12 protein-coding genes are annotated in these 13729 nt (G+C 72.2%); 6 read left to right on the forward strand and 6 right to left on the reverse strand.

Features of this window, described 5'->3' with window-relative positions:
* Nucleotides 1–14: 14 nt before the first annotated feature.
* The gene (locus tag ABGB21_RS06555) at nucleotides 15–743 is read right to left on the reverse strand and encodes an SDR family oxidoreductase (protein WP_347651021.1); all 729 of its coding nucleotides are present in this window, start codon (nucleotides 741–743) and stop codon (nucleotides 15–17) included.
* Nucleotides 744–846: 103 nt separating this feature from the next.
* Here ABGB21_RS06555 and ABGB21_RS06560 point away from each other — a divergent pair, with 103 nt between their 5' ends.
* A complete protein-coding gene (locus ABGB21_RS06560; RefSeq protein ID WP_347651020.1) occupies nucleotides 847–1698 on the forward strand; it encodes a helix-turn-helix transcriptional regulator in 852 nt (283 codons plus the stop codon).
* Between the two features lie 37 nt (nucleotides 1699–1735).
* Here the strand turns inward: ABGB21_RS06560 and ABGB21_RS06565 are convergent, their stop codons facing one another.
* The 4 genes from ABGB21_RS06565 to ABGB21_RS06580 form a co-directional block, all read right to left on the reverse strand.
* On the reverse strand, nucleotides 1736–3337 hold the full coding sequence (locus ABGB21_RS06565) for a lipopolysaccharide biosynthesis protein (RefSeq protein ID WP_347651019.1): 1602 nt from the start codon (nucleotides 3335–3337) through the stop codon (nucleotides 1736–1738).
* A gap of 64 nt (nucleotides 3338–3401) precedes the next feature.
* Nucleotides 3402–4316 (reverse strand): glycosyltransferase family 2 protein, encoded by a 915-nt coding sequence (locus ABGB21_RS06570; protein ID WP_347651018.1) that lies wholly within the window; start codon nucleotides 4314–4316, stop codon nucleotides 3402–3404.
* A 14-nt stretch (nucleotides 4317–4330) separates the two neighbouring features.
* On the reverse strand, nucleotides 4331–5509 hold the full coding sequence (locus tag ABGB21_RS06575; RefSeq protein WP_347651017.1) for a methyltransferase domain-containing protein: 1179 nt from the start codon (nucleotides 5507–5509) through the stop codon (nucleotides 4331–4333).
* Nucleotides 5506–6546: an SDR family oxidoreductase gene (locus tag ABGB21_RS06580; RefSeq protein WP_347651016.1), complete on the reverse strand. Its 1041-nt coding sequence runs from the start codon at nucleotides 6544–6546 to the stop codon at nucleotides 5506–5508. Before ABGB21_RS06580 ends, ABGB21_RS06575 begins: the two co-directional genes overlap by 4 nt.
* A 179-nt stretch (nucleotides 6547–6725) precedes the next feature.
* Here ABGB21_RS06580 and ABGB21_RS06585 point away from each other — a divergent pair, with 179 nt between their 5' ends.
* Genes ABGB21_RS06585 through ABGB21_RS06605 form a run of 5 tightly spaced genes read left to right on the forward strand, consistent with a single transcriptional unit; the run spans nucleotide 6726 to nucleotide 12129 of the window.
* Complete coding sequence (locus tag ABGB21_RS06585) at nucleotides 6726–7955, forward strand: class I SAM-dependent methyltransferase (protein WP_347651015.1); 1230 nt, start codon at nucleotides 6726–6728, stop codon at nucleotides 7953–7955.
* 25 nt (nucleotides 7956–7980) lie between these two features.
* Nucleotides 7981–8805 carry a glucose-1-phosphate cytidylyltransferase gene (locus ABGB21_RS06590; protein WP_347651014.1) on the forward strand — a complete coding sequence of 275 codons (825 nt, stop codon included), beginning with the start codon at nucleotides 7981–7983 and terminating at the stop codon, nucleotides 8803–8805.
* Nucleotides 8805–9440 (forward strand): PIG-L family deacetylase, encoded by a 636-nt coding sequence (locus tag ABGB21_RS06595; protein WP_347651013.1) that lies wholly within the window; start codon nucleotides 8805–8807, stop codon nucleotides 9438–9440. Before ABGB21_RS06590 ends, ABGB21_RS06595 begins: the two co-directional genes overlap by 1 nt.
* A gap of 29 nt (nucleotides 9441–9469) precedes the next feature.
* Nucleotides 9470–10768 carry a polysaccharide pyruvyl transferase family protein gene (locus ABGB21_RS06600; protein WP_347676773.1) on the forward strand — a complete coding sequence of 433 codons (1299 nt, stop codon included), beginning with the start codon at nucleotides 9470–9472 and terminating at the stop codon, nucleotides 10766–10768.
* A gap of 26 nt (nucleotides 10769–10794) precedes the next feature.
* Complete coding sequence (locus tag ABGB21_RS06605; protein ID WP_347676775.1) at nucleotides 10795–12129, forward strand: Coenzyme F420 hydrogenase/dehydrogenase, beta subunit C-terminal domain; 1335 nt, start codon at nucleotides 10795–10797, stop codon at nucleotides 12127–12129.
* Here the strand turns inward: ABGB21_RS06605 and ABGB21_RS06610 are convergent.
* On the reverse strand, nucleotides 12099–13439 hold the full coding sequence (locus ABGB21_RS06610) for a hypothetical protein (protein ID WP_347676777.1): 1341 nt from the start codon (nucleotides 13437–13439) through the stop codon (nucleotides 12099–12101). The genes ABGB21_RS06605 and ABGB21_RS06610 overlap by 31 nt on opposite strands.
* Nucleotides 13440–13729: the final 290 nt, after the last annotated feature.

The following is a 13729-nucleotide window of genomic DNA, read 5'->3' on the forward strand; positions in this document are numbered from 1 at the left end:
GGACCGGTCGGGGGTCACCAGGGTTCGGGGCCGTCCTCGCTGAAGAAGCCGCCGGTCGGGCCGTCCGCCGGCAGGGTGGCCAGCCGCACCGCCGCGACCGCACCCTGGCCGGGCGTACGCGGCCCGGAGTGCCCGTTCAGGTCGGTGGCGCAGTAGCCCGGGTCGGCGGCGTTCACCTTGATCGGAGTGCTGCGCAGCTCGTTGGCGTACGACACGGTGACCGCGTTCAGCGCGCTCTTCGACGAGTTGTACGCCAACAGCGGCGCCTGCGCGTACCGGTGTCCCGGGTCACTGGTCAGGGTGAGCGAGCCGAGCCCGCTGGAGAGGTTGACGATCCGCCCGGCGGGGGAGCGTCGGATCAGCGGCAGCAGCGCGTTGGTGACCTGGACCACGCCGAGGACGTTCGTGTCGTATGTCCGCCGCAGCAGCTCCACCGGCGCCAGGCTGGGTGCCTGTCCCCGTTCCAGCAGGACACCGGCGTTGTTGACCAGGATGTCCAGCCGGCCGTACTCCCGGTCGATCCGGGCGGCGAGCGCGGACACCGAGACCGGGTCGGTGACGTCCAGCTCCACCGGCACCGCGCGCAACCCCTCGGCGACCAGTTTCTCCGCCGCCACCGCCCCGCGCCCGGGGTCACGTGCCCCGACCAGCACGGTGGCGCCGGTGGCCGCGAGCCCCCGGGCGATCTCGTGGCCGATTCCCTTGTTGGCCCCCGTGACGAGGGCGACAGTCGTTCCGTTCATGCCGTCGAGCCTGGGCCGGATCGGTCGCGTTGAGCAGAGCACGGCTGATCCAGGGACCGGCGGTCCCTGGATGGGCCGCTGACCGGCCGGGGAGGATGGGGGAATGGACCGCCAGCAGCTCGCCGAGTTCCTCCGCAGCCGTCGGGCCGGGATCAGCCCGGCCGACGTCGGACTGCCCGCCGGCCCCCGGCGTCGGACCCCGGGGCTGCGGCGGGAGGAGGTGGCCGGGCTCGCCGGGATCTCGGTGGACTACTACACCCGGCTGGAGCAGGCCCGGGGGCCACGTCCGTCCCGCCAGGTGATCTCCGCGTTGGCCCGGGCGCTCCGCCTGTACGACGCCGAGCGGGCCCACCTCCACCACCTGGTCGGCGAGCAGCCCGCCCCGCCGGCCGGCCCCAGCCCGCAGGTACCGGCCGGGGTCCGGCACCTGCTCGACCGGCTCGACGACACACCCGCGTACGTGATCGACGCCAAGTACGACATCCTGGCCTGGAACCCGATGGCCGCCGCCCTGCTCGGCGACCCGTCGAGCTGGCCGGCGGACCGCCGCAACATCGTCTGGAACCTCTTCACCGGGGAGTACTCGGCGCCGGCCCTGGCCGATCCGCAGTCCTCGGCCTTCGCCGACGAGTGTGTCGCCGAGCTGCGGGCCGCCGCCGGACGTTATCCGGACGATCCAGGCATCGCCCGGCTTATCGGCCGGCTGCGGGCGGCCAGTCCCGAGTTCGTCCGACGCTGGAACCAGCTGCGGGTCTGTGTCCGACACGGCTCGACCACCAAACACCTGCGTCATCCGGTGGTGGGGGAGCTGACCCTGGAGTGCGAGGTGCTGGAGCTGGCCGGACACGGGCAGCGGCTGGTGATCTACACCGCCGCGCCGGGCAGTCCGTCCGCCGACGCGCTGAAGCTCCTCGGCGTGGTCGGCACCGGCTGGCCGGCCGACCAGCTCCGCTGAGCGGCTCGGCCCGGCTGATGCTCGGCCCGGCCGACGGTCAGGCTGGCGCGCTGGTCCGGCGGGGAAGCCGGGCCAGGACGAGTCGGCGCAGCCGGGCGTCGGTGGCCCAGAGCAGCACCCCGGCGACCAGCCCGGCCACCCCGCCGAGCAGCAGCAGGTCGACCACCGGACCGGCGTCGACCCCGAGCCGGTCGACCGGCCACGGCACCGAGGCGGCGGCCAGCGCGGCCAGTACCGCCGGCAGCGTCGGGGTGAGGAAGCGCGCGATCGACGCCCCGGCGGTGCGGCGTACCGTCACCCAGACCGAGAGTGCGGTCACCGAGGCCTGCATGGCGATCCCGGCGAGCGCGACCGCGGTCGCCTCCACCACGTCGCTGCGCCCGGTCAGCAGGGTGCCGACCGCGGCCAGCGTCGCCACTCCGAGTATCCCCCGGGTCCAGAGGATCGCGGCGAGCCGGCCCGGCTGACCCATCGCCTGCAACGCCGGACCGAGCAGGACGCCGTACACGTTTGTCGCGCCGAACAGGCAGAGCAGCCGCAGCGGCAGTTCGGTGCCGGCCCACTGCGGACCGAGCAGGGTGACCAGCGGTCCGGCGGCGGCGGAGAGCACCCCGAGCACCGGCAGCCCGGCCACCGCGCCGAGGTGCTGCAGCTGGTTGAGGTGGGCGGCCAGGGCCGCCCGGTCGCGCTGCAACCGGGACAGCGACGGGAGCGCGACCTGCTGCAACGACCGGACCGTGACGTCGACCAGCATGTCCGGCAGCCGGGCCGCCAGCCGGTAGATGCCGGTCGCGACCGGGCCGAAGAACAGCCCGGTGAAGATCACGTCGGCCTTGGAGCTGAGCATCAGCCCGAGCCCGGCGTTCGCCGAGTGGGCGGAGAAGACCAGCAGGTCCCGGATCCCGGAGAGCTTCGGCCGGCGGCTGGGCCGCCACGGGCAGACCACCCAGAGCACCACCAGGCCGACCGCCGCGTTCACCAACTGTTGGGCGACCAGCGCCCAGATACCCGCGCCGAGCAGCGCCAGCACCACCCCGACCACACCGCTGAGCAGCGAGGCGAGCAGGGTACGGATGGCGACCGCCCGGAACCGCAGCTCCCGGCGCAGCACCGCCTCCGGCACGATGGACAGCCCCTGCAGCAGCACCAGCGGTGACAGCGCCACACAGATCACGGTCAGCTCGGGCGCCCGGTTCGCCCACGCCCAGAGTGGACTGGCGGCGGCGGTGAGCGCCCCGATGCCCAGCCCGGCCAGGATCAGGACGACAAACGCCCCGTCGAGATGCTCCGAGGTCAGCCGGTCCCGCTGCACGATCGCCGAGACCAGCCCCTGCTGGATCAGGGTCTGTGCCACGGTGATGAACACGGTGGCCATCGCGACCAGGCCGAACTCGCTCGGCCCGAGCAGCCGGGCGAGCAGGAACGTGACCAGGATCGTCGAGCCGATCCGGCCGGCGGTGAGCACGTACGACCAGCCGATCGCCGAGCGCAGCCGGCTGCCCGGGCGGCCCGGCGGTGCCGCCGGGGTGGGCGGCGGCTCGGGCGGGGCCGGTGGACCTGTGCCGGTCGCGAGTCCCCCGGGGAGAGCGGGCCCGCCGGGAAAGTCGTTCGCGCCCTGAACGATATGACGCTCAGTCATAAATATGCCGCTGCGTCATGATGCTCGACCAGGACATCACTTCGGCCACGGAAGCTCCGATCGTTCACGCGCTGCTCTTCGCCGTACTGGCCCGGGCACGTCGGGCGAGCCGGCGGCGGAGCCGGCCGAGCCGGACCCGGACCCGGCGGGCCCACCAGGTGGCCAGGAACGCCACCGCCGAACTGAGCCGGGTGCCCAGCGGCTCCGACCCGGTGGCCAGGGTGCGCAGCGTCTCGGCGAGCATCCGCAGCCGGGGCGCCCGGACCCGGCCGCCCTCCTGACCGAACCAGGCCAGCGCGGTGGTCGGGGTGGCGTCCTTCGCCTGCCGGGTCGAGGCGCCGTGCATCCGGCGCAGGAACAGCGGCTCGGCCACCTCGTGGATCTCGCCGAGCCGGGCCACCTCGGCGATCAGCGTGTAGTCGGAGGAGAGGAACGGCCGGATCATCCCGGTGCGGCGCAGCGCCGACATCCGGAACACCCCGAAGTGGGCGTGGCAGAGGTTGATGTTCCTCGCCACCCGGGCGACCCGCCGCCAGGGACGCGGGTCGCGCAGGTCCAGCCGGTCGGCGTACGGGCCGATCACCTCACCGGCCTCGTCGATCAGCACCGTCCGGGGATAGGCGAGCACCGCCTGCGGACCGGCGGCGTCGAGGGCGGCGACGCAGGTGCGCAGGTACGTCGGCAGGCAGACGTCGTCGTAGGCGACCCACTTGAACAACTCGCCCCGGGCCAGTTCGACGACCCGGGCGTAGTTCACATGCCCGCCGAAGTTGCGCGGGTTGCGGTACAGCCGGATCCGGCTGTCCAGGGCGGCGTACCGCTGACAGATCTCCCACGTCCGGTCGGTCGAGGCGTTGTCGCTGATGATCACCTCAAAGTCCCGGTAGTCCTGGCCGAGGATCGCGTCGAGGCAGCCCTCGAGGTAGCGCTCGGCGTTGTAGAGGGGTACGCCCAGAGTCACCCGCGGCGCCGGCTCCATCACTCTCCTCCGCCTCAGGCGACCAGCAGGTCGGCGTGCACCCCGAGCCGGCGCAGCGCGGTGCCGATCTCGCTGCGGTAGGCGGGGTTGGTGATGATCACCGTCCGGGTGCCGAGCCCGGCGAGGGTCTCCGGCGCGGTCACCTCGTGCCCGGTCACCGGCAGGAACCGGCCCCACTTGCGCGGGTTGACGTCGACCACCGCGGCGAGCCGCCGGTCCGGGTCGGCCAGGTGCAGGAACTGCACACCACGGGAGCCGGCACCCCAGAGCACCGGTTGGTCGCCGGCCCGGACGAGCCGGTCGATCGTGCCGCGCCAGCGGTCCCGCTCGGCGGCGTGCCGATCCCCGAAGCCGGCGATCGAGGCGAGCTGGCGGTCCCGGTCCGCCGGACCGGCCGCCTGGATGTCACCCCGCCCCGGGCCGGGGTCGTTCACCGAGATCTCCACGAACCGGAACATGCCGGAGAAGAGCCGTCCGGTCGCCTCCACCCGCCAGCCGGCCCGTTCCACGATCCGGCACAGCGAGTACCCGTCGAAGTAGGAGACGTGCGGGTAGATCACCTCCCAGCCGGCGGTGGCCAGGTCGTAGCCGGCGTCCGGCACCTCCAGGTAGCCGTGGACCGGTCGGTCGCCGGCCAGTTCGCGCAGCCGGACCAGGAAGCCGTACGGGTCGGCCAGGTGCTCGAACCAGTGCCGGGAGGTGACCAGGTCGAACGCCGGGGTGTGCTCGTCCAGCGGGGCGTGCCCGGCGTGGAACCGCGCCCCGGACGGATCCGGGCCGACCGGACCGGCGTACATCGCGTCGTAGCCGACCCCCCGACAGCCGGCCACCTGGCACAGCTCACGGAGGAACTCGCCCTGCCCGCAGCCGACGTCCAGCACCGTGCCGCCGCGCAGCGGGTACCGCTCGGCGAGGTGCTTGACCAGTTCCGCCGAGAACGACTGGAACGCCGGGGAGTGGTGCAGGTTCGTGTCCATGGTGGTGTCGTAGACCAGAACGGCCGGATCGAAGGCGAGGTTGCGCACGTACCCGCATCCTGGACAGTGCCCCAACCGCATCCGGCCCAACGGACTGGCCAGCGCCTCGTCCCGGCTGGCCCAGTGCACCCCGCAGAGCACCGGGATCCCGCCCAGGTCGGCGAAGGGCACCAGGTCGTGCCGGCCGCAGGCGGCGCAGCGTACCGGGTCGGTCACCGTGCCTCCGTGCCCGTCCAGCGCAGCTCCCGGTCCAGCCGGCCGGCCTCGGTCAACGCCCGGATCCGGCGCAGCCGCTGGTGCCGCTCGCCCCGGAACGCCTCGATGGTCAACCCGTGCCGCTGGTACGCCTCGACCAGTTCCTCGATGCCCTTGCGGACCGTCCACCGGGGCCGGAAGCCGGGCACCTCGGCGGCCACCCGGTCACCACTGACCCGGTAGTTGCGGGCGTCCGCCGAGGCGCCGCCGGCAAACGTCACCCGCGACCCCGGCACCACCTCGGCGACCAGCTCCGCGACGTCCCGGATCAGATAGTTCTCGCTGGTCACCGCGATGTTGTAGGCCCGGCCGTGCACCGTGGACCGATCGGCCTCCAGCAGCGCCAGGAAGGCCGCCGCGATGTCCTCGGCGTGCACCAGCGGCCGCCACGCCGAACCGTCGGAGAGCAGGCGTACCTCGCCGGTGAGCAGGGCGTGTGCGGTCAGGTCGTTGACCACCAGGTCGCCCCGCAGCCGGGGGGAGAAGCCGTACGCGGTGGCGTTGCGCAGGAAGACCGGGGAGAAGCTGTCGTCGGCCAGGGTTGACAGGTCCTGCTCGGCCAGGATCTTCGACTCGCCGTACGGGGTGATCGGGTTGAACCCGGCCTCCTCGTCCAGCGGCCGGTCGTCCGGGCCGGCGCCGTAGAGGCTGCACGAGGAGGAGAAGAGGAACCGGGTCACCCCGGCGGTTTTCGCCGCCCGGGCCAGTCGCACCGTGGCCCGGTGGTTGACCTCGTACGTCAGCTCCGGGTTCAGATTGCCGATCGGGTCGTTGCAGAGCGCGGCGAGGTGGCAGACCGCGTCGAAGCCGGCGCAGTCCGCCGCCGTCACGTCCCGCAGGTCCCGGCGCAGTGCCGGCACGTCGTCCGGCGGTGGCCCGAGCAGGCAGTCCAGGTAGTAGTCGGTATCCAGGCCGGTGACCTCGTGTCCGGCGGCCCGCAACAGTGGGGTGAGTACGCCGCCGAGGTAACCATGATGACCGGTCACGAGAACACGCACGGCAAAGCTCCCGTCGTCGCCCGGGTGAGAAGGCGAGTTTATGGGTGGCCGATCGGGGCGCCGGTCTATTGTCGGACTTTTTACTGAACCACCCCGGCCCTCCGGCGCCCGTGGTTAGCGTGACCCCGGCGGGCGGGCGCCACGCCGGTTTATTCCGATCACATCGGGGTGGGTGGGGCATGACCGTTGCGAAATGCCGGCTGTGTGCTGCGGTATTGACCGAGACTTTTGTCGACCTCGGTATGTCGCCGTTGTGCGAGAGCTATCTCCCCGCCGACCGGCTCGATTCGGCCGAGACGTTCTATCCCCTGCACGTACGGATCTGTTCGCAGTGTCTGCTCGTCCAACTTCCGGCGTACGTGACCGGTGAGGAGATATTCTCCGACTACGCCTATTTTTCCTCCTATTCGGACTCCTGGGTCGCGCACGCCCGCCGGTACGCCGACACCATGGTCGAGACCCTCGGCCTCGGGCCGGACTCCCTGGTCACCGAGGTGGCCAGCAACGACGGCTACCTGCTGCAGCACTTCGTCAACCGGGGCATCCCGGTGCTCGGGGTCGAGCCGGCCGGCAACGTCGCCGAGGTGGCCCGGAGTCGGGGCGTCCGGACCGAGGTGCGGTTCCTCGGCGCCGGCACCGGGGTCGAGCTGGCCGACCGGTACGGCCGGGCCGACCTGGTCGCCGCCAACAACGTGTACGCGCACGTACCCGACCTGATCGGGTTCACCGCCGGGCTGGCCGCCCTGGTCAAGCCGACCGGGCTGGTCACCTGCGAGTTCCCGCACCTGTTGCGGCTGATCGAACGCCGGCAGTACGACACCATCTACCACGAGCACTACCAGTACCTGACCCTGCGTACCGCCCAGCGGGCCCTGGGCACCGCCGGCCTGATCGTGGTCGACGTCGACGAACTCTCCTCGCACGGCGGCTCGCTGCGGGTGCACGCCCGGCCGGCGGCGGCCGCCGGGGAACCGTCCGGCAACGTCAAGTCGGTGCTCGACGCCGAGGCCGAGGCGGGGCTGCACACCGTCGCCGGGCACCTCGGCTTCGCCGACGCGGTCTTCGACATCAAACGGGACCTGCTCGACTTCCTGCTGACCGCCCGGGCCCAGGGCCGCCGGGTGGTCGGCTACGGCGCCCCGGGCAAGGGCAACACCCTGTTGAACCACTGCGCGATCCGCGCCGACCTGCTCGAGTACACCGTCGACCGGAGCCCGCACAAGCAGGGACTCTTCCTGCCCGGCACGCACATCCCGATCCACGCCCCGGAACGCATCGCCGAGGACCGCCCCGACTACGTCCTGGTGCTGCCGTGGAACCTGCGTACCGAGATCTCCGCCCAGCTTGCCTACGTACGGCACTGGGGTGGCCGGCTGGTCTTCCCGATCCCCACCCTGGAGGTGGTCTGATGCCTGGTCCCCGGAGCGTGCCCTGATGAAGGTCGTGCTCTTCTGCGGCGGTCTCGGGATGCGGATGCGGGAGGACGCCGCCTCCGCCCCGAAACCGATGGCGATGATCGGTGACCGGCCACTGCTCTGGCACGTGATGCGCTACTACGCGCACTTCGGCCACACCGACTTCATCCTCTGCCTCGGCTACGGCGCCGCCGCGGTCAAGGACTACTTCCTCCGCTATGACGAGACCCTCTCCAACGACTTCAGTCTGGCCATGGACGGCCGCAACATCCGGCTCTTCTCCGCCGACATCACCGACTGGAACATCACCTTCATCAACACCGGCCTCGGGGCCACCATCGGAGAACGGCTGATGCGGGTCCGCCGGTACGTCGAGGACGAGGAGATGTTCCTGGCCAACTACGCCGACACCCTCACCGACGCCCCGTTGCCGGAGATGATCGACCGGTTCCGCCGCACCGCCGCGGTGGCCAGCCTGCTCGCCGTACCGGTGCAGTCGACCCACCACGTCATCGACGTCACCGCCGGCGACCAGGTCACCCGGGTACGCCCGATCCGCGAGCTGATGCAGTGGGAGAACGGCGGCTACTTCGTGCTCCGTCCGGAGATCTTCGACGTGCTCCGGGACGGCGAGGACCTGGTCCCGGACGGGTTCGACCGGCTGCTGCCGGCGGGCCGGCTGATCGCCCAGCGCTACACCGGCTTCTGGCGGGCCGCCGACACCTTCAAGGACCGGGCCGAGCTGGAGGAGCTGTACCACTCGGCGCGCTGCCCGTGGATGCTCTGGGACTCCAACCACAACCGGGACCGCGCCCCGGCCGGCCTGGAACCGGTGCTCGGCTGATGCGACCACTGCGACTGGGCGCGGTGCGCTCCGTGGTGCTGCTCGGCGCCCACCCGGACGACGTCGAGATCGGCGCCGGCGGGCTGCTGCTCACCCTCGCCGAGGTGCCCGGGCTGCGGGTGCACTACGTACTGCTGACCGGCGCGCCGCACCGGCAGGCCGAGGCGCGGGCGGCGGCCGCCGCGTTCCTGCCCGACGCGCGGCTGACCTTCGCCCTGCACGACCTGCCGGACGGCCGGGTGCCGGCCCGGTGGGCGGAGGCGAAGCAGGTCGTCGAGGAGGCGGCGGCGATCCTCGCCCCGGACCTGGTCGTCGCGCCCGCCCCGGACGACGCCCACCAGGATCACCACACACTCGGTGCGCTGGTGCCCACATCGTTCCGGGACGCCACGGTGTTGTACTACGAGATTCCCAAGTGGGACGGGGACCTGAGGCGACCCAACATCTACCTTCCGCTGACCGGCGAGCGGGTGCGGCGCAAGATCGAGCTGCTGCACGCCTGCTATCCGTCGCAGAAGGCCCGGGACTGGTGGGACGACGAGGTGTTCCTCGGGTTGGCCCGGCTGCGGGGAATGGAGTGCCGGTCCCGGTACGCCGAGGCGTTCCGGTGCGAGAAAGCGGTGATCGAACTGTGAACCGAGACGCGACGACCGATGTGGATGGTGTGCGACGGCCGCTGGCGGCCTGCCTGTTCGGCGTACCCGGGGCGAACCTCAACCTCGGGGTCGGCGCGCTGCGCGCCGCGACCCTGGCCGGGCTGCTGGCCCGCGAGCCGGAGGCCGAGGTCACCGTCTTCGACGACGGCTGGGGACAGCGCCGGGGACACACCTTCGTCGCCGGCCGGCCGGTACCGATCGGACTGGCCGGCGCCCGGCACTCCCGCCGCTACCACCGGCCGGAGTCCTACCTGAACATGCGGATCAGCGCCGCGCTCGGCGGGCTCGGCAACGCCGGGCTGGCCCGGATCGACGCCGCCGACGTGGTGCTCGACGTCAGCGGCGGGGACAGCTTCAGCGACATCTACGGCGAGCACCGGTTCCGGACCGTGGCCTGGCCGAAGCGGCTGTCCCTGCTCCGCCGCCGGCCGCTGGTGCTGCTGCCGCAGACGTACGGGCCGTTCCGGGGTGCCCGGCTGCGGGCCGAGGCGGCAGCGCTGACCCGGGGCGCGACCATGGCCTGGGCCCGCGACCCGGACAGTTTCGCCGCCCTGGCCGACCTGCTCGGCCCGGACCTCGACCCGGCCCGGCACCGGCAGGGGGTGGACGTAGCCTTCGGCCTGGAACCCCGGCGCCCGGACGAGCCGGCGGCCGAGTTCCTGGACGGCTGGTTCGAGGCCGCTTCCGGCCCGGTCGCCGGGATCAACGTCAGCGGCCTGATCAGCCGTCCGGAGGGGCGCAGCCAGTTCGGTCTGGCCGGCGACAGTCACCGGGTCGCCGAGCAGCTCTGCGTACGCCTGCTCGACCGGTCCGGCCACCGGCTGATCATCGTGCCGCACGTGCTCACCCCGGACGGCACCGACGACGACCGGGTGGCCAGTGAGCGGCTCTACGCCACCCTCGCCGCCCGGTACGGCGACCGCGTGGCGCTCTCCCCGGCCGGGCTCGACCCGCACCAGACGAAGTGGGTGATCGCCCGGACCAGCTGGTTCTGCGGGATGCGGATGCACGCCACCATCGCCGCGCTCTCCTCGGCGGTGCCGGCGGCGATCGTGGCGTACAGCGACAAGGCGCGGGGGGTCTTCGCCAGCGTCGGGCAGCAGCGGCACGTCGCCGACGCCCGCCGGCTCGGCGACGAGGCACTGCTGGACGCGCTCTGGCGGTCCTGGACGGAACGGGAGCAGGCCGCCACCGAACTGGCGGTCCGGACCCCGGCCGCGGTCGCCCGGGCGGCCGCCCAGATGGACGAGATCGTCGCGCTGGCCCGGCGTGAACACCAGCGTCGTACCGTGGTCGGGGCCCGGTGATGCGGCGGCCCCGCACCGTGCACGACGTGGCGGCGGGCAGGCTCTGCACCGGTTGCGGGGTCTGCGCCTATCTCGCCCCGGACGAGGTACGGATGGTCGACGTGCTCGACCACGGCCGGCGTCCGCTGCCGATCACCCCGGTCCGCACCGGCACCGCGGCCTCCGCCGCTGGTCCCTCCGCCGCCGGCTCGTCCGGTGCCGCGACGGCGCTCGGCTGCTGTCCGGGGGCCGGGCTGCGGCACGAGAGCAGTCGACCGGCGCCGGGGGAGATCGCCGAGCTGCGGCCGGCCTGGGGACCGGTCCGGGCGGTCTGGGAGGGCTACGCCGCCGATCCGGCGATCCGGTACGCCGGCAGCAGCGGCGGGGTGGCGACCGCACTCGCCGGGTACTGCCTGACCGGGGAGGGGATGGCCGGGGTGCTGCACATCGGGGCCCGCGCCGACGTGCCGTACCTGAACGAGACCCGGCTGTCCCGCAGCCCGGCCGAACTGCTGGCCAACGCCGGCTCCCGGTACGCCCCGGCCAGCCCGTGCGACCGGCTCGACCTGGTGGAGCAGGCCGACGGGCCGTGTGTCTTCGTCGGCAAGCCGTGTGACGTGGCGGCGGTGCGGATGGCCCGGCGGCTGCGGCCGGAGCTCGACCGGCGACTCGGGCTGACCGTCGCGATCTTCTGCGCCGGCACCCCGACCACCCGGGGCACCCTGGAGATGCTCGACCGGCTCGGGGTCGACGACCCGGCGAAACTGGAGTCGGTGCACTACCGGGGCAACGGCTGGCCGGGCGAGGCCCGGGCCCGGCTGACCGACGATCCACCGGAGCGCCGTCGGGAACTCAGCTACGCCGAGTCGTGGGGCGACATCCTGCAGAAGCACCGGCAGTGGCGCTGCTACCTCTGTCCCGACCACACCGGCGAGTTCGCCGACGTCGCGGTCGGCGACCCGTGGTACCGGCCGACCGGGGACGACCCCGGACAGTCGCTGGTGCTGGCCCGCACCGAGCGGGGGGTACGGCTGGTCGAGGCGGCGATCGCCGCCGGCGTGCTGGTGCTGACCCCGGTGGCGCCGACGATCCTGCCGGCCTCGCAGCCGAACCTGCTCGGCGCCCGGGGAGCGGTCTGGGGGCGGGTCGCCACGCTGCGCCTCGCCGGGCTGCCCGCACCCCGGTTCCGGCACCTGCCGATGGCCGGGATCTGGTGGCGGCACCTGTCGCTGGCCGAGAAGCTCCGGTCGACGGTGGGTACGTTGCGCCGGATCGGTCGCAAGCGGCTGCGTGAGCCGGCCACGCTGGCCCCGTACCAGCCGCCGGAACCCCGGGCCGGGTCGGCGGCGGCTCAGACCACCGGCCGCCCGTTGTCGAAGTAGACGTTGGTGGGCCGGTCCCAGGTCACCCCGGCCCGGTTCCAACCCGAGACGACGCCGTACCGGTAGTTGCGGCCGTACTTGTTGTTCCGGAAAAAGATGTTGGAGCCGATCAGCCGGGGGCTGATCCCGATCGAGTAGTTGCCGCCGTTGCAGTAGTTGTCCTCGTAGATCAGGTTGGTCAGCGTCGGTGCGGTCTCCGAGCCGATGGTGAGACAGGAGTTGAACGGGTCGTTCGTCACCGGGTTGTACGACAGCAGCGTGTTGTGCCGGACCAGGACGTTGTTGCCGCCGGTGCTCTGCAGGATGTCGTTGTGTGAGTTCGGCACCCGGGCCAGGCTGTGGAGGTAGGAGTTGGTCACCCGGGTGTTGGTGCTCAGCCGGGGGCCGTCGATCATGTTGTAGACGTTGGCCCGGTTCAGCGTGTAGTTGGTGCAGCAGATCGAGGCCGAGTTCTTTCCCATCCCGTTGATCTCGACGTCCTGGATGAGCAGGTTGGTCGTCCCGGCCAGGGTCCGGATCGAGTACGTGGTGCTGCTGCAGGTGATCTTCGAGCGCAGGATCTGCACGTTGGCCGCGGCGACCGTGATGCAGCCGACGATGTTGAGCCCGGTCACCACCTGCCCGGCGGTACGGAGGCTGAGCGAGCCCGAGTTGCGCAGCGCGGTGCCGGCCGGCACACCGGTGTTCGCCGCGCTCGGCCAGTACGTGATCGGGGTCGGCGGGGTCTGCGCCGGGGCGTACACCGGTTCGTTCGCCATCTGCGCCGCCGCGGCGGGGTCGGGGATCGGACCGATCGGGCTCGCCGGCGTCCCGCCCGGGTATGGCCGGCCGTCCTGGGTCGAATCGACGATAGTGGCTGGATTGCCCTCGGTCTGCCGGAACGCCTCGCGGCAACCCTTGACCCGGACCCGGAGCGCCGAGTAGCCGCCCGGCCCGATCCCGTCGGTCCCGGACGAGACGCACTGGATCGTGCTCTCCTCGACCAGGGTGCCGAACACCCCGGGGCGGACCACGATCGCGGCCGTACCGCCGGCGCGTACCGTCACCCGGCGGATGGTGATGCTGTTCGCGGCGACCTCGATCGGGCGGTTGACGGTCTGTCCCCAGAAGACCGTGCCGGCCTCGTCGAGCACCAGTGGCGCGGTCCGGACCGGTTGACCGGTCAGGGTCAGCACCAGGTACCCGCTGGCGGCGAGGACCGCGATGGTGAGAGTGAAGGCACCGACGAGCAGCTTCCGACGGCGTGGCCGGCCCGCCACGGGTACGGAGCCCGGCGGCTCGGTGGACTTGGCGGCGTTGGTGTCGGTCACGGCTACCCCCCACGGGCGCGTTACACACCGGCATGGGAAACGGCTCGCCCCCGACGAGGTCACCCACCGTTGATTTGTGCCTCTGGATGCCGACTCGCTCCGGCCGGCATGATCGTCACGACCCCCACGGCACTTCTCCCAGGTCGGAAGGGGTGTGGCCAGGGGTGGTGCGATCTGTTGACCCCGACATGAATATTACAACCCGTGTTGAAGCGGTTACAATTCTCGATTCAGACGGATTGTGGACAGATGTGGGTAGCGGGGCACCGCCATTCCGGCACGGTCGCCCC

The organism is Plantactinospora sp. B24E8 (assembly GCF_039871735.1).
In the GTDB taxonomy this organism is placed as follows: Bacteria; Actinomycetota; Actinomycetes; order Mycobacteriales; family Micromonosporaceae; genus Plantactinospora.

Excerpts from the sequence above, each read along its gene's own strand:
- ABGB21_RS06555 (WP_347651021.1), bottom strand. The coding sequence starts at position 743 with ATGAACGGAACGACTGTCGCCCTCGTCACGGGGGCCAACAAGGGAATC.
- ABGB21_RS06560 (WP_347651020.1), top strand. The coding sequence starts at position 847 with ATGGACCGCCAGCAGCTCGCCGAGTTCCTCCGCAGCCGTCGGGCCGGG.
- ABGB21_RS06565 (WP_347651019.1), bottom strand. The coding sequence starts at position 3,337 with ATGACTGAGCGTCATATCGTTCAGGGCGCGAACGACTTTCCCGGCGGG.
- ABGB21_RS06570 (WP_347651018.1), bottom strand. The coding sequence starts at position 4,316 with ATGGAGCCGGCGCCGCGGGTGACTCTGGGCGTACCCCTCTACAACGCC.
- ABGB21_RS06585 (WP_347651015.1), top strand. The coding sequence starts at position 6,726 with ATGACCGTTGCGAAATGCCGGCTGTGTGCTGCGGTATTGACCGAGACT.
- ABGB21_RS06590 (WP_347651014.1), top strand. The coding sequence starts at position 7,981 with ATGAAGGTCGTGCTCTTCTGCGGCGGTCTCGGGATGCGGATGCGGGAG.
- ABGB21_RS06595 (WP_347651013.1), top strand. The coding sequence starts at position 8,805 with ATGCGACCACTGCGACTGGGCGCGGTGCGCTCCGTGGTGCTGCTCGGC.